At 70.6% G+C, this 18,090-nt stretch carries 21 protein-coding genes and 2 pseudogenes; 8 read left to right on the top strand and 15 right to left on the bottom strand.

What is annotated here, in order from left to right; genetic code table 11:
- Window positions 1-61: 61 nt before the first annotated feature.
- From Sri02f_RS27645 to Sri02f_RS27685, 9 genes and pseudogenes are all read right to left on the bottom strand, one after another.
- Entirely contained in the window at window positions 62-823 is a 762-nt protein-coding gene (locus Sri02f_RS27645; protein ID WP_109004027.1) for a LamG domain-containing protein, read from the bottom strand.
- 366 nt (window positions 824-1,189) lie between these two features.
- The gene (locus Sri02f_RS27650; RefSeq protein WP_109004028.1) at window positions 1,190-2,833 is read right to left on the bottom strand and encodes an NAD-dependent malic enzyme; all 1,644 of its coding nucleotides are present in this window, start codon (window positions 2,831-2,833) and stop codon (window positions 1,190-1,192) included.
- A 91-nt stretch (window positions 2,834-2,924) separates the two neighbouring features.
- The gene (locus Sri02f_RS27655) at window positions 2,925-3,542 is read right to left on the bottom strand and encodes a TOPRIM nucleotidyl transferase/hydrolase domain-containing protein (RefSeq protein WP_109004029.1); all 618 of its coding nucleotides are present in this window, start codon (window positions 3,540-3,542) and stop codon (window positions 2,925-2,927) included.
- Window positions 3,543-3,635: 93 nt separating this feature from the next.
- Window positions 3,636-4,109, bottom strand: coding sequence for a GtrA family protein (locus tag Sri02f_RS27660; RefSeq protein WP_109004088.1), 474 nt, complete (start codon window positions 4,107-4,109; stop codon window positions 3,636-3,638).
- Window positions 4,110-4,568: 459 nt separating this feature from the next.
- On the bottom strand, window positions 4,569-4,727 hold the full coding sequence (locus Sri02f_RS43105; protein WP_245970833.1) for a hypothetical protein: 159 nt from the start codon (window positions 4,725-4,727) through the stop codon (window positions 4,569-4,571).
- Between the two features lie 402 nt (window positions 4,728-5,129).
- Entirely contained in the window at window positions 5,130-5,333 is a 204-nt protein-coding gene (locus Sri02f_RS27670; RefSeq protein ID WP_037751662.1) for a cold-shock protein, read from the bottom strand.
- A gap of 554 nt (window positions 5,334-5,887) precedes the next feature.
- Window positions 5,888-6,241 (bottom strand): VOC family protein, encoded by a 354-nt coding sequence (locus tag Sri02f_RS27675; RefSeq protein ID WP_109004030.1) that lies wholly within the window; start codon window positions 6,239-6,241, stop codon window positions 5,888-5,890.
- A gap of 58 nt (window positions 6,242-6,299) precedes the next feature.
- Window positions 6,300-6,749 carry a VOC family protein gene (locus Sri02f_RS27680; protein WP_109004031.1) on the bottom strand — a complete coding sequence of 150 codons (450 nt, stop codon included), beginning with the start codon at window positions 6,747-6,749 and terminating at the stop codon, window positions 6,300-6,302.
- A 186-nt stretch (window positions 6,750-6,935) separates the two neighbouring features.
- A pseudogene (locus Sri02f_RS27685) lies at window positions 6,936-7,729 on the bottom strand (MBL fold metallo-hydrolase).
- A 92-nt stretch (window positions 7,730-7,821) separates the two neighbouring features.
- On the opposite strand from Sri02f_RS27685, the gene Sri02f_RS27690 reads away from it, so the two are divergent.
- Both Sri02f_RS27690 and Sri02f_RS27695 read left to right on the top strand, forming a co-directional pair.
- Window positions 7,822-8,436, top strand: coding sequence for an ABATE domain-containing protein (locus Sri02f_RS27690; protein ID WP_109004032.1), 615 nt, complete (start codon window positions 7,822-7,824; stop codon window positions 8,434-8,436).
- A gap of 213 nt (window positions 8,437-8,649) precedes the next feature.
- Window positions 8,650-9,045 carry a nuclear transport factor 2 family protein gene (locus Sri02f_RS27695; RefSeq protein WP_109004033.1) on the top strand — a complete coding sequence of 132 codons (396 nt, stop codon included), beginning with the start codon at window positions 8,650-8,652 and terminating at the stop codon, window positions 9,043-9,045.
- Between the two features lie 198 nt (window positions 9,046-9,243).
- Here the strand turns inward: Sri02f_RS27695 and Sri02f_RS27700 are convergent.
- A pseudogene (locus Sri02f_RS27700) lies at window positions 9,244-9,617 on the bottom strand (winged helix-turn-helix transcriptional regulator).
- Between the two features lie 52 nt (window positions 9,618-9,669).
- On the opposite strand from Sri02f_RS27700, the gene Sri02f_RS27705 reads away from it, so the two are divergent.
- Window positions 9,670-9,849 (top strand): DUF6192 family protein, encoded by a 180-nt coding sequence (locus tag Sri02f_RS27705; protein WP_174855714.1) that lies wholly within the window; start codon window positions 9,670-9,672, stop codon window positions 9,847-9,849.
- Between the two features lie 50 nt (window positions 9,850-9,899).
- Here Sri02f_RS27705 and Sri02f_RS27710 read toward each other — a convergent pair whose 3' ends face one another.
- The 5 genes from Sri02f_RS27710 to Sri02f_RS27730 all read right to left on the bottom strand — a co-directional run bounded on the left by Sri02f_RS27710 (window position 9,900) and on the right by Sri02f_RS27730 (window position 12,896).
- On the bottom strand, window positions 9,900-10,124 hold the full coding sequence (locus Sri02f_RS27710; protein ID WP_109004034.1) for a hypothetical protein: 225 nt from the start codon (window positions 10,122-10,124) through the stop codon (window positions 9,900-9,902).
- A 14-nt stretch (window positions 10,125-10,138) separates the two neighbouring features.
- A complete protein-coding gene (locus Sri02f_RS27715; RefSeq protein WP_109004089.1) occupies window positions 10,139-10,723 on the bottom strand; it encodes an ArsR/SmtB family transcription factor in 585 nt (194 codons plus the stop codon).
- A 94-nt stretch (window positions 10,724-10,817) separates the two neighbouring features.
- Window positions 10,818-11,129 carry a hypothetical protein gene (locus Sri02f_RS27720; RefSeq protein ID WP_109004035.1) on the bottom strand — a complete coding sequence of 104 codons (312 nt, stop codon included), beginning with the start codon at window positions 11,127-11,129 and terminating at the stop codon, window positions 10,818-10,820.
- Window positions 11,130-11,418: 289 nt separating this feature from the next.
- On the bottom strand, window positions 11,419-11,721 hold the full coding sequence (locus Sri02f_RS27725; protein ID WP_109004036.1) for a putative quinol monooxygenase: 303 nt from the start codon (window positions 11,719-11,721) through the stop codon (window positions 11,419-11,421).
- 212 nt (window positions 11,722-11,933) lie between these two features.
- Complete coding sequence (locus Sri02f_RS27730; protein WP_109004037.1) at window positions 11,934-12,896, bottom strand: carbohydrate kinase family protein; 963 nt, start codon at window positions 12,894-12,896, stop codon at window positions 11,934-11,936.
- A 257-nt stretch (window positions 12,897-13,153) separates the two neighbouring features.
- Here Sri02f_RS27730 and Sri02f_RS27735 point away from each other — a divergent pair, with 257 nt between their 5' ends.
- The 5 genes from Sri02f_RS27735 to Sri02f_RS27755 all read left to right on the top strand — a co-directional run bounded on the left by Sri02f_RS27735 (window position 13,154) and on the right by Sri02f_RS27755 (window position 18,044).
- A complete protein-coding gene (locus Sri02f_RS27735) occupies window positions 13,154-14,170 on the top strand; it encodes a sugar ABC transporter substrate-binding protein (RefSeq protein ID WP_109004038.1) in 1,017 nt (338 codons plus the stop codon).
- Between the two features lie 152 nt (window positions 14,171-14,322).
- Window positions 14,323-15,318: an ABC transporter permease gene (locus Sri02f_RS27740; protein ID WP_109004039.1), complete on the top strand. Its 996-nt coding sequence runs from the start codon at window positions 14,323-14,325 to the stop codon at window positions 15,316-15,318.
- The gene (locus tag Sri02f_RS27745; protein WP_109004040.1) at window positions 15,315-16,151 is read left to right on the top strand and encodes an ATP-binding cassette domain-containing protein; all 837 of its coding nucleotides are present in this window, start codon (window positions 15,315-15,317) and stop codon (window positions 16,149-16,151) included. The genes Sri02f_RS27740 and Sri02f_RS27745 overlap by 4 nt, the downstream gene beginning before the upstream one ends.
- A 76-nt stretch (window positions 16,152-16,227) precedes the next feature.
- Window positions 16,228-17,259 carry a LacI family DNA-binding transcriptional regulator gene (locus tag Sri02f_RS27750; protein WP_109004041.1) on the top strand — a complete coding sequence of 344 codons (1,032 nt, stop codon included), beginning with the start codon at window positions 16,228-16,230 and terminating at the stop codon, window positions 17,257-17,259.
- Window positions 17,260-17,615: 356 nt separating this feature from the next.
- The gene (locus Sri02f_RS27755) at window positions 17,616-18,044 is read left to right on the top strand and encodes a VOC family protein (protein WP_109004042.1); all 429 of its coding nucleotides are present in this window, start codon (window positions 17,616-17,618) and stop codon (window positions 18,042-18,044) included.
- Window positions 18,045-18,090: the final 46 nt, after the last annotated feature.

An 18,090-nucleotide genomic window follows, 5' to 3' on the forward strand; every position in this document is an offset into this window, starting at 1 on the left:
CACGATCCGGCGGGCCCCAGGTTCGAGACGGGGGACACCCCCACCCCGGCCCCCGAGCCGCTCAGAACCCGTCGGCGTCGGTCATCGCCTCGGGCTCGTCGGCCTCCGTCTCCAAGAGCGTGGTGGGCCGTCGCACGACGAGCCCCTGGACCTCGTACGACATCTCCTTGACGTGGGGAGCCGGCGGCGGGTGGTAGCGGCCCGCGGACACCGACAGGTTGACGATGAGGTAGGCGTTCCAGGAACGTCCGACGCCCTGTCGGTCGGCGAACACCCGGCTTCCGTTCACCCACCAGACCACGGACCGTGAGCCGAACCGGACGCGCAGGTCCACCCATCCGCCCGGACGGACGGCGGGGTCGCGGTAGTAGGAGTTGCCGCCACGGACGTGGTTGGTCAGCTCCAGCAGGTCGGGGTTGTCGGGGTGGTACTCGAAGACGTCGATCTCCTGGCCGCCGTCCCGCCAGGTCCAGATGGCCGGCCAGGCTCCGGCCTCGTAGGGCAGCCGCACCCGCGCCTCGAGCACGTCTCCCGTACGGACGGTGAAGCCCTCCTCGCTCCCTTCCGTGGTGAGCAGACCCGTGTCCCACAGGCCGTCCTTGCGCAGGGTGGCGCGGAAGACGCCCGAGCGGCTGTAGGCGGGGTCCGCCGTCAGATGATCCAGTTTGTTGTCGCCGGGGTTGACGGGGCCGCCGTTCGGATACGCCCACGACCGCCCCGCCACCCATTGACGGGTGGACGCGAAGTCCGCTGTGAAGACGACCTCTGGACCGGTTCCGATCCCCTCTGCCAACGGTGTTCCGTCGAATGCAGCATTCTCCATGCGCGGATGCTGCTCCGCATATGACGTCGGCATGCAGATGCCGGGAAAACCGGGGAAAGGACAACTCTCACGAGTGAACGCGGCGCTGATCGCGTCGGGCGGAGGGGCGGAACGGCGGCTGACGCAGCCCCGGTACGCCCGCGCCCGCGGTGACGTCGTCGCGGTACGCCCGCACCCGCGGTGACGTCGTCGCGGTACGCCCGCCCCCGCGGTGACGTCGTCTGCCACCGGGACGGCGCCGCCGGGTTCCTCTCGACATGCTCCGCGGGGCTGTCTGTTCACCAGCCCGTCCTGGCGCCGCTCTTCCCGCCCCCGGGCGTGTCGGGTCACCGTTCCCACCCCGTCACTCCGTCGGGGCGGGAGCCGTCACCGGGCGTACTGCGGGCTCCACCGGGCCGCCTCGACGGCCGCGCGCAGCTCCTCCTCGCTGGCCTTCGGAGCGACGCCGTCCTCCACGGCCGCCATCGCCGCGGCCACCGCGATCTCCCGGGCGGCGTCCCGCATCTCCCCCAGCGGCGGCAGCAGCGGTGCGGGGGCGCCGCTGTCGTCCGGGGCGGACCGGGCGGCGCAGTCACCGACCGCGCGGGCGGCGGCCACCATCATGCGGTCCGTCACCCGGGTGGCCCGGGCCGCCGTGACCGCCAGGCCGATGGCGGGGAACACGTACACGTTGTTCGCCTGGGCGACCGGCGTCTCACGGCCGTCGACCGTCACCGGCGGGAACGGGGATCCGGTGGCGATCAGCGCCTTGCCGTCCGTCCAGCGCACGAGGTCGGCGGGGTCGGCCTCGGCGTGGGAGGTCGGGTTGGACAGCGGGAAGATCACCGGACGGTCGCACGAGGCCGCCATCCGCCGCACGATCTCCTCCGTGAAGGCGCCGTGCGCGGTGGACAGCCCGATCAGCACGGTCGGTTCGACCCGGTCCACCACCTCGGCCAGGCCGTACGACTCCTGTTCGTCGTCGCGGGCGTAGACCCGCTGCTCGTCGGTCAGCCCGTCCCGGGAGCCGGTCAGCAGCCCGTCGACGTCCACGAACCAGAAGCGGGAGGCGGCCTCCTCCTGCGGAACGCCGTCGTCGACCAGGGCGATGCGGATCATGTCGGCCACGCCGACCGCGGCGGAGCCCGCGCCGAGGATGACGATCCGCTGGTCGGCGAGCCGGGTCCCCGCCACCCGTGTCGCCGTGGTGAGCCCCGCGAGGGCGACGGCCGCGGTGCCCTGGATGTCGTCGTTGAAGGTCAGCAGCCGGTCCTGGTAGCGGCTGAGGATGCGCCGGGCGTGCGCCGTCGCGAAGTCCTCCCACTGCAGCAGCGTCCCCGGCAGCTCCGCCTCCACGGCCGCCACGAACGCCTCCACCAGTTCGTCGTACTGGGCCCCGGTCACCCGGCGCTCGCGGCGACCCAGGTAGTGCGGGTTGTTCAGCAGTTCCTCGTTGTCCGTCCCGGCGTCCAGCAGGACCGGCAGCGTCCGGGCGGGGTGGATGCCGCCGATCGCCGTGTACAGGCTGAGTTTGCCGATCGGGATGCCCATGCCGCCCACCCCCTGGTCGCCCAGCCCGAGGATGCGCTGGCCGTCGGTGACGACGATGACGTCCACGTCGTCGTGCGGGCGGTTGCGCAGGATGTCACGGAAGCGGTGGCGGTCCTCGTACGACAGGAACAGCCCGCGGGGGCGGCGGTAGATCTCGCTGAAGCGCCGGCACGCCTCGCCGACCGTCGGGGTGTAGACGACCGGCAGCATCTCCTCCAGGTGTTGCGTGACCAGCCGGTGGAACAGCACCTCGTTGGTGTCCTGGAGCTGGCGCAGGTAGATGTGCCGGTTCAGTGGCTTGTCGTAGCCGAGAAACGCCGCGTACGCCCGGTCCGCCTGGTCATCCAGCGTCTCCATGGCGGGCGGCAGCAGCCCGTCGAGGCCGAACTCGGCCCGCTCCGCCGCACTGAACGCGGTGCCCTTGTTGCGCAGGGGGTCGTACAGGAGAGCGGCGCCTTTGCGGGAATCGTTCACTGTCATGCCTTCCCGCCTGCCCCGCATGTCCTTTCGCGCACGCCAAGCCATGGACAAGGCGTCGGCAAGGAATGGTCACCGGGCGGCGGGCGAGCGGTCACAGGCCGTCGAAGAGGTCGTCCAGCGGGGCGGGCGCCCGGTCGGGGGCGAGGGCTTCGACCAGGACCCGTCCGTAACGGATCTTGCGGCCTTTCTTCGTGCCCATGAAGCGGCGCAGCTGCTGCTCCCGCGGCCGGCCGTACTGGGCCGGCTGCCGCACGAAGGTCCGCCAGGCGCGCAGTTCGTCCTCGGCCTCGACGATCTGCTCGACCCGTGCCGGGCCCAGCGCGCGGATGAGCTCGTCCTCCAGGTCCGCCGTGCACACGTGGATGCGCGGCCGCGGTGTCCAGGTCGGGTCGAGGCCCCGGTCGAAGAAGGGCTTCTCGCGCTCGTCGCACAGACCGATCAGACGGAGGCCGAGACCGGCCGGCCCCAGGAGCGCCGCATAGCGGCCGACGCTCATCGCTCCGCCCATCGGCATCACGCACACCCCCTCGGCCGCCAGGTCCCGGCCGCGCCCCACGGCCAGCGCCTCGACGGCAGCGAGGTCGCTCAGGCCTTCCACCAGGACCGCCGTACGCACCCCCAGCACCTCGGCCAGCTCCCCTGCCGGGCCGCCGGGGCCACCGGCCGCCCAGCCCGCGACCTCGTGCCGGAACGTGCGCATGTCGACCATGCCGGGAAGTCTGCTACGTCGACGGACGACGACGCACGCGATATTCGACGGCCACGCCGACATCACCGCGACGCGGGGCGCCCGGCAGAGCGGTCAGGCGGCGTGGCACAGCGTCTTCGGATCGGTCAGCGCCGCGGTGCGGGCCGTGGGCACGGGCAGGGGGACGGCGACCTCGGCCACGCCCCGGGAGCGACCGCGCGCGAAGACGACCAGGCGCAGGACCGCGAACCGTGCGACGCCGGCGAGCGCGGAGGCGGACAGGTACACGGCCTGTTCGCACACCGCGCCGGGTGACTGCACCGACACGTGCAGCGCGACCATCGCCACGCAGGTCATCGCGTACGCGGCCGCCGCGGACCCCGCCGACTGCGCGTGCTGACGCCAGGTCGCCCGACCGCCCGCGCCGAAGGTGAACCGCGCGTGGAGGTCGGTGGCGACGAGGGTCGACGCAGCCGTGACCAGGGCGTTGGCCAGGGCCCACGGGATCCGGGAGGCGAGAGCCGCCACGGCGAAGCTTGAGGCCACCCCCACTCCCCCGCCGCACAGCACGAAGCGGGCGAACGCCATGACGCTGTCGGGCACGGCGCGTTGCCGCCTCCGCACTGCCTTCCTCACCCTGTCCGCTCCTCTGACCGCCCCCGCTGCGAGCCGGGGCCCCCTCTCGGCGAAGCCATCGATCCGCAGTTTCCGACCGAGGAAACGCTACGTTGCATTCACAGGTTCGACAACTCATTTATTGCGAGAGACAGTCGAACTCGCAGGATAGTGCCCACATTTCGTTGCAACGACTCTACGGAGAATGCAACGACGACACCCAGCAATCGTTGCAATGGCCTGGAAGCGAAAGCCATCGACGAGATATCGACGAGATGCGGTGACGCGCAACGTCCCTACCTGAAGGTGCGGTTCGGGGCACGCCTGCCCGGTGGCCGCCGGCGCCAGGAGAGCAACTCCCCCCCAGGCGCCGCGGACTGCCACAGCTACGCCGCGCACATGCACCGTCGGCATGCGCTCTCGGCGTGCGCCTCACGGCAGGCCGATTTCCTTGCGGGCCTCCGTCACCCAGCGCAGGACTCCATGGGAGTCGGTGGCCTCGGCGAGCTCCGTCGCTTCCTCCTCCTCGAAGTGCGCTCGCGCCCGGTCGAGCCGGCCGGCCATGTGTTCGGCGAAGCCGATGTGCCGCAACGGCGGACCACCTGACGGAAGGCGCCGAGCCAGAAGACCGCCTCGCCCTCGCCGCGTAGGTCACCGAGCCGGACGTACAACTCCGCGGCCCGCTCGAAGAGTTCCCGTTCGCATGGGTCCGCGACCCGCTCCTGCAGAAGGCGGGCGTGGACCAGTCGGCCGCGGGCCGGCGCGAGGTCCGCCTCGACCGCGTCGAGACTCCGGTCGGCGAGCGCCGGCGCACTGCCGTCCCCGCCGAACACGGCACGCTCACAGAGGAGTTCGGCCCGTCCGACTCGCCCGTCCGCGGTCATGTGCGTGATCGTACGACGACGCGTCCTGCGTGCGCCGGACCGGATCAGGGCCCCGACGCGCGTCGGGCCCCGGAGCGGGAAGCGCTCCGGGGCCCGACGGTGTTCGAGATCAGGCAGGCGTGATGTTCTCCGCCTGCGGGCCCTTCTGGCCCTGGGTGATGTCGAAGGTGACCGCCTGGCCTTCCTGGAGCTCACGGAAGCCGGAGGCGTTGATGTTGGAGTAGTGGGCGAAGACGTCCGGTCCGCCGCCGTCCTGGGCGATGAAGCCGAAGCCCTTTTCGGCGTTGAACCACTTCACAGTTCCGCTGGCCATGCTGGTGCCTCCCAGTTGTTGTCGGGAACCGCACCGCGCGGCCCCGGAGGTGATCGCCCTGGTCCGGCACTGCACAGCAAAACGCCCACGCGACGGCGCGGGCAGGTACTGCGAACCACGACAGCTGACGATGACGCTACACGGCGAGAGCGGCCCCCACCAGAGAGCAACGGTCATGATCCGCCGCCTGTGCGACACCGGAGCACCCGACGGGGGCAGCCCTCCGACCGTCCGGTCCACCCCCGCACGCCTCGGGAGCAGTTGTGCCTCGAAGGGTTCCGTGCGGTGGGCGGCGAGGGAGTGCCCTCCGTTCTCGTCTCACGGAATTGCCCCCGCTGTCACCCGATCGGCGGGTGATCGATCATTCATGCAGGGACGTCCGGCCATTCCATGAGGCCGTTCCGGGCAAAGGTGGTGCTGCATTTCCGCGCAGGGCGCGCGGAGGGGTGTCTTCTCTCGCCGTCCGGCACGTCGCAGCTGTGCCTCGGCGGCGGGGACACCTGGGCGAGTCCGGCGCGATCCGCCGGAATGTCACCGTATGCACGTCGGTACGGTCAGGCGGGTTGCCACAGCTCGACCCGGTTTCCTTCGGGATCGGTGACCCAGCCGAACCGGCCGACGCCGTCCATTTCCTGCGTCTCCTTTTCCACGGCCGCGCCTTTGGCGCGCAATTGCGCGAGCATCGCGTCGAGGTCGCGCACCCGGAAGTTGAGCATGGTCTGCTGAGCGCGGGATCCGAAGTAGTCGGTCTCGGACTCGAACGTCGCGAACACCGTCGGTCCGGCTCCCTGCCTCCACAGGCCGTTGTCGTCGGCCTCCAGGCCGAGGCAGTCGCGATACCAGGCGTTCAGGGCCGCGGGGTCGGCCGCCCGCAGGAAATATCCGCCGATTCCAAGCACACGTTCCATACCGTCATTTTGCCAGGACGGCGATCCGGCCGAGGGCCGACCGTGACCCGATAGGCCGTCAGTTCTCCTTCATGTCCTTCTTCAGCTCCTCGGCGAGCATCACGAGGATGCCGCTGGGGCCGCGGAGGTACGTGAGCTTGTAGACGTCCTGATAGGTCGCCACACCGCGAAGCGGACGGCATCCGTGCTTCGCGGCAGCCTCGAGGGCTTCGTCGATGTCGTCGACCGAGAAGGCGACGCGATGCATGCCGATCTCATGGGGAAGAGTGGGCTCCGACTCGATCGCCTCGGGGTGGATGTACTCGAAGAGCTCGAGGCGACCGTGGCCGTCCGGCGTCTGGAGCATCGCGATGCTGGCGTGATTGCCATCAAGGCCGACCGCGGTGTCGGTCCACTCACCGCTGACCGTGTCACGGCCGATGACCGTGAGGCCGAGGTCGGTGAAAAAGGAGATCGCTGCTTCGAGGTCGCGAACGGCGATGCCGACGTTCTCGAGTTTGATGGCCATGCATTGCATGCTAGCGAGCCGGGCCCGTCCGGGGCTTCGGGCGCTTCCGGCAAGGACACGGCCCGAAGCCAGGACCGTCCTCGCAGATCCTCGTTCTCGGCGGTCAAAGGCACAGGGGTCGGGGCCCGGGGTGTTGCGGGCCCCGACCCCTGCACGAGGTATGGGTTCCTGGGCAGCGGTCCAGGTTCAGGCGCGCTGCGTCCAGTCCTGGTCCAGGCGGTCGTCCAGACCAGCGGCGGCGAAGGCAGCTTCCAGGTCTTCGCGGCCTTCGGTGAAGTGGGCCCAGCTGTCGTGGTGGGCCGGGACGACACGACACAGCGGGCGTCAAGAATCCGGGTGGCCTCGGCGGCCTGCGCACTGTCCAGGACGATCAGGTTGCCGTCGAAGAGCATGGGGAAACGGGGTGCGCCAGCGAACAGGATGGCGGTGTCCACTGGGGCGAAGCGCTCGGCGATCTCCCTGACGGCGTCGAGGGAGGCGTTGTCGCCGCTGACGTAAACGGTGGGCAGGTCCTCGCCGGTCAGGACGAAGCCGACGACCTGGCCGGCGTACGGCTCGACCTCCTCGCGCGGGCCGGGGCCGTGGATGGCGGGAACCCCGGTGACGGTGATGGTGCCGCCGCCCGGGCGCTCCAGCTCGACCGTCTGCCAGTCGGCCAGACCCTTGGCCTTCCCTCCGAGGCGTTCGCCGCCGCCGGGGGTGGTCAGGGTGAGGGGGACGTCGGCGAGCAGGGCTCGGCCGGAGGTGTCGAGGTTGTCGGCGTGCTCGTCATGGGAGAGCAGGACCACGTCGACGGGGCCGACGTCGGCGGGGGTGGCGGTGGAGGGGGCGGTCTTGGTCAGGGTCGGGCCGGGCGAAGGGTATTCGCCGGGGCCGTCGAAGGTCGGGTCGGTCAAAAAGCGCAGGCCGCCGTACTCGAACAGGGCGGTCGGGCCGCCGAACGTGCGAACCGGGAACTGATCGGCGTCGAGCTGGGACATCACATCTCCGCTTCTCACGAAAAAACTATGTGTTTAACGTGAGAATAGGTTGGCAGGTGTCACGGAAAAACGCAATCGCTACCATGAGGGGCATGGACGACACCCTGGCCACCGCCACCGACACGGCGCTGACCCCTCTGCCCCCGGCTCCGGGTGCCGACCGATACCGTTCCCTGGACTTCGCCGACACCGCCGCGACCCTGCCCGCCGGCCAGAGCTACGACCTGCTCGCGGCACCCGAATCGGCTATGCGCTGGCTCGCTGCCCACGACCTGACCACCCCGGACGTGCAGCTGTACGAGGTGTGTGCCCAGCGGATGCGCACGCTGCGTGCCCACGTACGTGCCCTGTTCGCCGCCCGCGTGGACACCGGCACCCCGCCCGAGGAATCCCTGCGCGCGGTGAACGAGGCGCTCACAGCCGTGCCCACCGCACCCGTCCTCGCCTGGGACGGGACCCAGGGGCTGCACCGCATCCAGGCGCACCCCACCGACCGGGCCGTCAACCATGCATTGGCGACCCTCGCTGCCGACGCCGCCGACCTGCTCACCGGTCCCGACGCCGGCATCCTCGCCGCTTGCGGCTCCGCGCCCTGCGACCGGTTCCTTGTGCGCACCCATGGCCGGCGCCACTGGTGCTCCACCCGCTGCGGTGACCGCGCCCGCGCCGCCCGTGCCTACGCCCGGCGCAGCGGCGCCTCGGGCTGACACTCCACCCGCGGACCGTCCGGTGGCCACCTGAGCACCTTCAGCAGGCTGCTTCCGGCTGCCAACCGACCCTCCGATACTCGATCACTTCAAGGTCATTGCTTCGGCTCCGGCCCTCTCACAGCCGTTCCTCGCAGGAGAACTCGCCGAAGGGCAGGGGCTCAACGGCGTCGACCTGCTGCCGATGCATCGGAGGCACAGGGAGTGTTTGTCATGGCCAGCAACAACGTCGACGTCGCGCGAGAGTACTTCCAGGCCGTCCAGAAGGGTGACCTGGCCAAAGTGGGCGAGCTTCTGGACGAGGGGATCGTCTGGCATCAGCCGGGCAGCAACCAGTTCTCCGGTGCGCGAAAGGGACGCGACGCCGTCTTCGCCATGCTCGGCGGGATGATGGAGGCGAGTCAGGGCACCTTCGCCATCGACGCGATCCACGCTCTCATGGGCAACGGCGACACTGTGGCCGCCTCGATCCATTTCGCAGGGCGGCGCCAGGACGCCTCCATGAGCATGGACGGCGTGGACGTCCTGCACCTCAAGGACGGCAAGATCGTCGAGATGTGGCTGTTCTCCGGAGACCAGGACGCCGAGGACGCCTTCTGGGGGCGGTAGGCCGCCCGCGCCCTTCCCGGGCGAAAGAGGTCGGCCGCGAACTCTGGACACGCGGCCCGCGGCGGCCGTCCCGTGCCGAGGAATCCGCTGCCGGCGATCAGCATCCAGATGCCACGGGGGCGGCTGTTCAGGGCGCCGCACCCTCGGGTCCACCGTCGCGGCGTTCCGCTATGGGTTACCGAGGTAACCGGGCAGGGGTCATTGGCGCGCGTCGTAGCTCTCGCGTGCCGCGAGTACCTCGGTGAAGTGTTCCTCGGCCCAGCGGCCCAGTGCCTGAAGCGGGACATGAAGAGCGCGCCCCAGCGCGGTCAGCTCGATTCGACCCGGGGCGGGACCTCGCGGCACACCTGCCGGGTGACGAGCCCGTCCCGTTCCAGGTCCCGGAGCGTCCCGGTGAGGACCTTGGCGCTGATGCCGTCGACGCTGGTACGCAGATCGCGGAAGCGCATGGGGCCTGTGCTGAGCGCGATGACCACCATGGCCGTCCACTTGTTGGCGATGCGGGCGAGCGAGGTGCGGGACGGGCAGGTCGCCGACATGACATCGAAGGTCGGAAGCCGTGGCAGCGTCATACGCCCTCATCGGTTGCATCGAGGTGACTGTTACCGAAGGTAAGCATAAGACGTGGCGAAACGCCGGACGGGCCGCCAGGTCGTCAAGCCGGTCACCCCGCGGGAGAAAGCCAGCGCGATCCACTCGCTCGCCCAGGACGAAGAGGTCGCCGCGCGGGTCACCGGCGACCTGCTGCGCAGGCCGGCGGTCGTCGCGCAGGTCAAGGACGAGGACAAAGGACCGGGTGGTTGAGGAACTGACCCGCGAGGCGGGTGTTCTTCGGCGGCTGCTGATACGCGGTCTCAAGGAACAGCCGCGCCCGTCCGGGGCGTGGCGGCCAGTCGCAGGCCGACTTCCACGAGGGTCCAGCCGAGGCGGGTCCGGAGGCTCCCGAGGGTCCGGGGGCCGGCGAGGTCCCGGGGGGCGGCGGTGAGCCGGGCGGTGGCGGCGAGGCGGTGGGCGCCGGCTTCGGCCCGGAGCTCGACGGCGCGGACGTGGTGCAGGGCGAGATGGGTCTCGGGGTGCATCGGGCGATGGCCTCTCATTCCGTGGACAAGGGGAATGCGCGGGTCTGGATGCGTACCTGGGCGGCGTCGGCGTTGTCTTCGTCGATCGCACGGTCGCGGTAGGTCTCGACGAGCGCGTGCATCTTCTCGACCAGTTCTCGGGCGAGTCCGGGCGTCAGCCGTAGCGTCGCGCTGCTCAGGTCCCAGGTCCGGTTCCACTCTTCCGGCCAGGTGTGCCGGTTACCGAGCCAGGTCGACAGATCGCGGGTCTGAGCGGTCGCGACCTCATGGAGGTAGGTGTCGGCGGCCCCGCGCACCTCCGGGTTGGCGTCCGCGAGCAGGGCGTCGTCGAAGCGCAGCCCCTGATGGGCGGCCTTCCACCAGCGCTCCCTGCCCTTGCCTCGCTCAGGGGCGTCCTCGATGAAGCCGTGGGCGGCCAGCTGTCGCAGGTGGTAGCTGGTGGCTCCGCTCGACTCCCCCAGTTTCTCGGCCAGTTGGGACGCCGTGGCCGGGCCGCCGAAGCGCAGGGCGTCCAGCAGCTGCATGCGCAGGGGATGGGCGAGCCCGCGCAGCGAGCGGGCGTCGAGACTGCGGACCCGTGGGTCCCGGGGCTCGTTCATGAGCACGAAGATACCCTTGCAAAGAATCTGTTGCAATGATTCCTTTGCAACAGGTTCTTTGCAAGTTCCGCAGGTTCCTTGTGCGTTCCGGGGATCAGGCGGGGTCGAGGAAGCGCAGCAGTACAGCGGCCTCGGCGCGCAGTCGTGCGGCTCGGTCGGCGTGCGCCGGGTCGGTCAACTGCGCTGCGGCTTCCAGTCGTTCGGCGGCCTCGGCGCGCACGATGTCCGCCGCTTCTCCCTCGCTCAGGTCACGTCGGACCGCCTCGGTGGCCCCGACGCCCACCGGTGACTGTTCGAGGGCCACACCGCGCAGCCGGGCTTCGTCCACGGGGACCGCCTCCGCGTTGTCCAGCGCGGCGAGCGTCGCGCGCAGCGCGCTCACCGTGGTCTTGTCACGGGCGCGCATCGCTTCCGGAAGGGCTTGACGCATGAGGGCACGGAGAGACATGCCGGGACCCTACGGTCGCGTCGCCGGCCCCACAACGGGATATCCCGGCAGGAGCCGGTATCCCGCCGACCGCCCCGGCGTGTCCCCTCGGGGCGTGGCGCGAGCGACGCGGGGCCGCCGGTCGCACCGCTCCTTTCGGCGGCCGGTCCGAGCGGGAGGGCGGAGGGGCCGTCACCGCCGGGCGGGGTTGCGCCGCTGCTCGGGTTCGCTCCAGGGCTCCTGGCGCGGGGTCCACGTCAACGGCTCGTCATGCGCTGGTGGTCAGCGGGTTCAGGAACGTCAGCACGGAGGCGTCCTCTTCGATCAGCGGGACGAGCGCGGCGTTGAAAGGGGGGCCGTACGGGGCGTTCAGGTGCGCGGTGAAGGCGTCCTCGTCGCGGTACACCTCGAAGATCCAGAAGGCGCGGGGGGCGGCTTCCCTGGTGTAGACGTCGAAGACGAGGTTGCCCTCTTCCTCGCGCACCTTCAGGGCGTACGCGCCGATCAGGCGGGCGACCTCCTCCTGTGCTCCCTCACGGGCGGTGAACTCGGCGAGCAGGGTCTTCTTCATGGTCGTTTCCTTGATCGTGGAGGGCTGGCCAGCAGTGGGGCGCGGACCGGACGCCGGGGGCGCCGCTCGCCGGACAGGGGATGCAGTCGTCGATCCATGCCGTCGCGAACCATGTCATCGATGACATCGCGCGGCCCGATCATGGACGCAACGCCGCGCAGGAGTCAACGGTGCGGGGCGGCGCGCTCGCCGACGCGGTCCGCCCGGACCCGTCAGACGCCGCCGGCGGGCGTGAGCGCTTCCAGCTGGTCCCGCCACGGCGGATTGGGACCGGCGACCGAGCAGGTCAGGGCTGCGACCCGGGCGCCGAACCGGCAGGCTTCCGCGACCGCGTCGAGACCGAGGCCGTCCAGTCGGCCGCCGAGGAGGCCGTGGGCGCCGAGATGGTGCAGCAGGCCCGCGGTGAAGGAGTCTCCCGCGCCCACCGTGTCGACGACCTGTGCGGTCACCGCGGGCACCCGCACCCGCTCGCCGTCGAGCGAGGCCAGGGCGCCGTCGGAGCCGAGGGTGATCACGACGAGCCGTACCCCGGCCGCGTGCCAGAGGTCGCACGCCTGCTCGGGTGCGACGCCGGGCAGCAGAAGCTCCAGGTCGTCCGCGCTCAGGCGCAGGACGTCGGCGAGGGCGCACCAGCGAGCCAGCCGGGCGCGGTAGGTCTCCGGGCGCACCAGCAACGGCCGGACGTTGGGATCGATGCTGATGGTGGCCCGCGGAGCCGCCGCCGCCAGGAACTCCTCCACCACCGCACCGCCGGGCTCGCGGATCAGGGCCAGCGAGCCGGTGTGCACGCAGGCGGTGCCGGACAGGTCCACCCGTGCCAGTTCCGCCGGCGCCCACTGCCAGTCGGCCGTGTTCTGCGCGTGGAAGGAGAACGCGGCCTGTCCGGCGGGGTCCAGCTCGGCCACGGCCAGCGTGCTGGGCTCGGCCGCGTCGACGGCGTACGACAGGTCGACGCCGGACGCCTCCAGGTGGGCCCGGAACAGGCGGCCGAAGACGTCGCCGGACAGCCGCGCCAGGAAGCGGGCCGGTGTGCCGAGCCGGGCCAGGGCCACTGCCGTGTTCGCAGGTCCGCCGCCGGGAAGCACCCGCAGGGCGAGTTCGTTCGCGGCGGGCGCCGCTTCGGTGAAGGCGTCCGCGACGCACTCTCCCACCACGGTGATCTGACGCGGGTTCATGGGCTGCTCTCTCTCGAAAGGGCTCGGAAAGGCCGGGCGAGGGGCGGTGCGGTGACACAGCCATGACCGGCTGCGCGGAGGCGGCGGCTACGGACGTTGCCGATTTGTGACGAGTGGAAGGCATTGACGTTGCCGGGATCCGGAGTCCATCATCCTCGCCAGGCAGTGTCAACGATGACATAAGTCAACGATGACACCCCGGGCGGCACGCTCTCCTCCCAACCCCGGTGCCGCCCGCTATCCCACAGGAGTCGATCATGTCTCGCACCACTCGCCTGTCCTCCTCCCTCCTCAGAGCAGCCGCGGTCACGGGCGTCGCCGCCCTCACCCTGACGGCCTGCGGGTCCGGCTCCGGCTCGGGCTCCTCCGGTTCCGGCTCGGGCAGCGTGAAGGTCGGTCTGATCACCAAGACCGACACCAACCCGTTCTTCGTGAAGATGAAGGAGGGCGCGGAGAAGGCCGCCAAGGAGAACGGCGCCGAACTGTCCACCGCCGCAGGCAAGTTCGACGGGGACAACGCCGGGCAGGTCACGGCCATCGAGAACATGGTCGCCGCCGGCGTCAAGGGCATCCTGATCACCCCGAGCGACTCCAAGGCGATCGTGCCGGCGATCCAGAAGGCCCGCGCCAAGGGCGTCCTGGTCATCGCGCTGGACACGCCGACCGAGCCGCAGAGCGCGGTCGACGCCCTCTTCGCCACCGACAACCTCAAGGCCGGCCAGCTGATCGGCGAGTACGCCAAGGCCGCCATGAAGGGCAAGACGGCGAAGATAGCCGCCCTCGACCTGGCTCCCGGCGTCTCCGTCGGCGTCCAGCGGCACGACGGTTTCCTCAAGGGCTTCGGCGCCACCGAGAAGGACGTGGTGTGTGCCCAGGACACCGGCGGCGACCAGACCAAGGGGCAGACCGCGATGGAGAACTGCCTGCAGAAGTCGCCCGACATCAACGTCGTCTACACGATCAACGAGCCGGCCGCTCTGGGCGCGTACACCGCGCTGAAGGCCAAGGGCCGGGAGAAGGACGTGCTGATCGTCTCCGTGGACGGCGGCTGCACCGGCACCCAGGCCGTCAAGGACGGCAAGATCGCCGCGACGTCGCAGCAGTACCCCCTGAAGATGGCCGCCGAGGGCGTCAAGGCCGTCGTCACGTACGCCAAGGACGGCAAGAAGGCGTCCGGTTACACCGACACCGGCGTCACGCTGATCACCGACAAGGCGCAGGCCGGGGTCACGTCGAAGGACACCGCCTTCGGCCTGGAGAACTGCTGGGGCTGAGCCCTCCCCGGCCCGCACGACACCGTCACTCCCCTCGGCGGGGCGGTCGGCCCACCTCCCGGAACAGGGACGACCGCCCGCCTTGTCCCGGCGGCGAGAGTCTCGGCCCTCGTCCCCCGCCAAGGACATCTGTCTTCCGACAAGGACTTCGCATGACAGCCACGACCACGCCGTACTCGGAGCTCAAAGCGCCGACCACGGTCCGCAGACTGCTCACGGCGCCGACCACCGGCCCCCTGGCCGCTCTCCTTCTGGCCTGCGCCTTCTTCTCCTTCTCGACCGACCAGTTCCTGACCGGCGGGAACTTCTCACTGATCGTGCAGCAGGTCATGGTCGTGGGCACCCTCGCCATCGGGCAGACCCTGATCATCCTCACGGCGGGGATCGACCTGTCGTGCGGGGCGGTGATGGCGTTCGGCAGCATCGTGATCGCCAAGACGGCGGCCGAGGGCTCCGTCCCGCCGCTCGTGGCGATCGCGCTCGGCCTGGCCGTCTGCGGCGGCTTCGGGCTGCTCAACGGGTTCCTCGTGCAGAAGATCCCGCTGCCGCCGTTCATCGTGACCCTCGGCATGCTCAACGTGGCGTTCGCGCTGACCCACATCTACTCCGCGGAGCAGACGGTCACCAGCCTGCCCGGCCCGCTGACCGCGCTCGGGGAGACCTTCCCGATGGGGCACACGGACATCACCTACGGCTCCCTGGTCACCATCGGCCTGTTCCTCCTCCTCGCCTACGCGTTGAGCAGCACCGGCTGGGGCCGGCACGTCTACGCCCTCGGCAACAGCGCCGAGGCCGCCCGGCTGAACGGCATCCGCACCTCCCGCCTCACCATCGGCATCTACACGGTGGCCGGCCTCCTCTACGGCGTCGCCGCCCTGCTGCTCATCTCCCGCACCGGGGTCGGCGACCCGCAGGCCGGGCAGACCGACAACCTCGACAGCATCACCGCCGTGGTGCTCGGCGGCACCAGCCTCTTCGGCGGCCGGGGCTCGGTCCTGGGCACCTTCATCGGCGTCCTCATCGTGGGCGTGTTCCGCAACGGCCTGCAGCTGATGGGCGTCGCCTCCATCTACCAGACCCTGATCACCGGCATCCTGGTGATCCTCGCGGTGACCGTCGACCAGATCTCCCGGAAGAAGGCCCGATGAGCGCCCCCTCCTCCCCCACGCCCGTGCTGCAGGCCCGCGGTCTGGTCAAGCGGTACGGACACGTCACCGCCATCGACGGCGCCGACTTCGACCTGATGCCCGGTGAGGTGCTCGCCGTCATCGGCGACAACGGCGCCGGCAAGACCAGCCTCATCAAGGCCCTCACCGGTGCGGTGGCCCCCGACGCGGGCGAGATACGCCTCAACGGTGAGCCCATCACCTTCTCGGGCCCGCAGAGCGCACGCGCGCACGGGATCGAGACGGTCTATCAGGACCTGGCCGTGGCCGCTTCCATGGACATCGCCTCGAACATGTTCCTCGGCCGCGAACTGCGCCGGCCGGGAGTCCTCGGCAGTGTCTTCCGCATGCTCGACAAGAAGCGCATGCGCCAGGAGGCGGCGGAGCACATGGCCGACCTGAAGATCGGTCTGCGCTCGCTGACGCAGTCGGTGGAGACGCTCTCCGGCGGACAGCGCCAGGCCGTCGCGGTCGCCCGTTCCGTCGCCTGGGCGCGATCCGTCGTCGTGATGGACGAACCCACCGCCGCCCTCGGCGTCAAGGAGTCGGGTCAGGTCCTGGACCTCATCCGCCGGGTCCGCGACAAGGGCATGCCGGTGGTGCTCATCAGCCACAACATGCCGCATGTCTTCGAGATCGCCGACCGGATCCACGTGCACCGGCTGGGCCGGCGCGCCGCCGTGATCAAGCCGACCGACTACTCCATGGCCGAGGTCGTCGCCATCATGACCGGCGCTCTCACCGTCGACGCGGCCGGAGATACTGTCGTAGCGGATTCCGAGGCCGCCAAGGCCGCCGGAGTCCAGGCCACCTGACAGCTCGACCCCGCTCTCACAGTTTCCGGCCGAGGCCGCGGCCGGAACCGAGAGCCCTCAGGAGACGGTTTCCTCCATGGCAGCGAACCGCCGCCCCACCCTGGCCGACGTCGCCCGAGAAGTGGGCGTCAGCGCCAAGACGGTCTCCCGAGTCCTCAACGAGGACGGGCCCGCCTCCGCTCAGACCAGGGAACAGGTACTGGCCGCCGTGGCCAAGCTCGGCTTCCAGCCGAACCTCATGGCCCGCAACATCCGCGTCGGCGGCCCGGACACCACCATCGGCCTGGTCATCCCCGACCTCGCCAACCCCTTCTTCGGAGCCGTCGCGCGTTCCATCGAGGACACCGTCCGCGAACGGGGACTGACCCTGCTCATGGGCTCCTCCGCGGACGAGCCCGACCGTGAACGCGCCCTGACGGACAAGTTCCTGGCCCGTCGTGTCAGCATCCTCATCGTGGTGCCGTCCGTCGGCGCCGACCACTCCCACCTCAAGTCCCACCGCACGGCGGGGCTCCCCGTCATCTTCCTCGACCGGCCCGGAGTCGGCCTCGCCACGGACAGCATCGTCAGCTCCAACCGGGCCGGAGCCCACGACGGCGTCGCCCACCTCGTCGGCCACGGGCACCGGCGCATCGGCTTCGTCGGCGACCTGCCCCCGAAGCTGTACACCCGTCGGGAACGTCTGGCCGGCTACCGCTCGGCGCTGCAGGAAGCCGGCATCCCCCACGACAGGACGCTCGTCACCAACGCCCACGACCAGCAGGGCGCCGAGGCCGCCACCGCCCGGCTCCTCGCCCTGGCCGATCCGCCCACGGCCCTCTTCGCCGGGAACAACATCATGGCCCTGGGCATAGTGGCCGAACTGGCCCGCAGCGGACGCAAGGACGTCGCCGTCGTCGCCTTCGACGACGTCTCGCTCGCCGAGGCCCTCGAACCGGCGCTGACCGTCGTCGCCCAGGACCCCGAAGAAATCGGCAGAACGGCGGCGACCACCGCACTGACCCGACTCGACGGCGACCGCTCCCGGGCCCGCACCATCACCGTCCCCACCCGGCTGATCGTCCGCGGCTCGGGCGAACTCCCCGTCGCCGCCCTGCAGGAGGCCTGAGCGGCGGTCGTGGCCGTGCCGCCCCGGCCCGTGCGGCGGACCCGGCTCCGGTCCGGACCGGGTGTCGCCTCGGCCCGCGTCGAGGATCCCGGCCCGAAGTCGTCCTGGCCGACGAACGGCAGAACATGCGCCGCACCGCCCGCGCACAGTCAACGGCGTTGCCCCGGCGCGTGACGGTCACTAAGGTCAGTGGGGTGACTGCCGGGTCGGCCATGTGCCATGCACGAGTGGGGTTCCCGGCCTCGGCGTGAGCGCGAGGCGGGCAAGGGGCCCGCCGCCGTCTCCGTGTCCTTGCTCCCGCGCCCGAGTGCGGCGCCTCGCCCCAGCGGACCCAAGACCCGGAGACCACACCACTGATGTCCCATGCCCCGCAGCACCTCTACGAGCCCGAGCGGCCGGCCGTCGCCGTCCAGTTGAACCACACCGCTGTGTACGCCCGCGACCGGCGGCTGTCCGCCGAGTTCATCGCCGTGATCCTGGGCCTTGGACTCGGCGCCCCGTTCGGGCCGTTCCTGCCCGTCGACCTGGGCAACGGCGTGACGCTCGACTACTACGAGAAGCGCGACGAGCCGATCCAGCCGCAGCACTACGCCTTCCTCGTGCCCGACGAGCAGTTCGACTCCATGATCGCGCGCCTGGAAGCGGTGGGAGTCACCTACTACGCGGACCCCCGTCGCACCGAACCGGGGCGGATCAACCGTCTGTTCGGCGGCCGCGGCGCGTACTTCGCCGACCCGTCCGGCCACAACATGGAGATCATGACCCGCCCTTACGACCGTCCGTAGCGAACCGTCGCCGTCAGAGCGGCCGTTGACGTCGCTCGGACGGCAA

The sequence above is a fragment of the Streptomyces rishiriensis genome (genome assembly GCF_003112535.1).
In the GTDB taxonomy this organism is placed as follows: Bacteria; Actinomycetota; Actinomycetes; order Streptomycetales; family Streptomycetaceae; genus Streptomyces; species Streptomyces rishiriensis.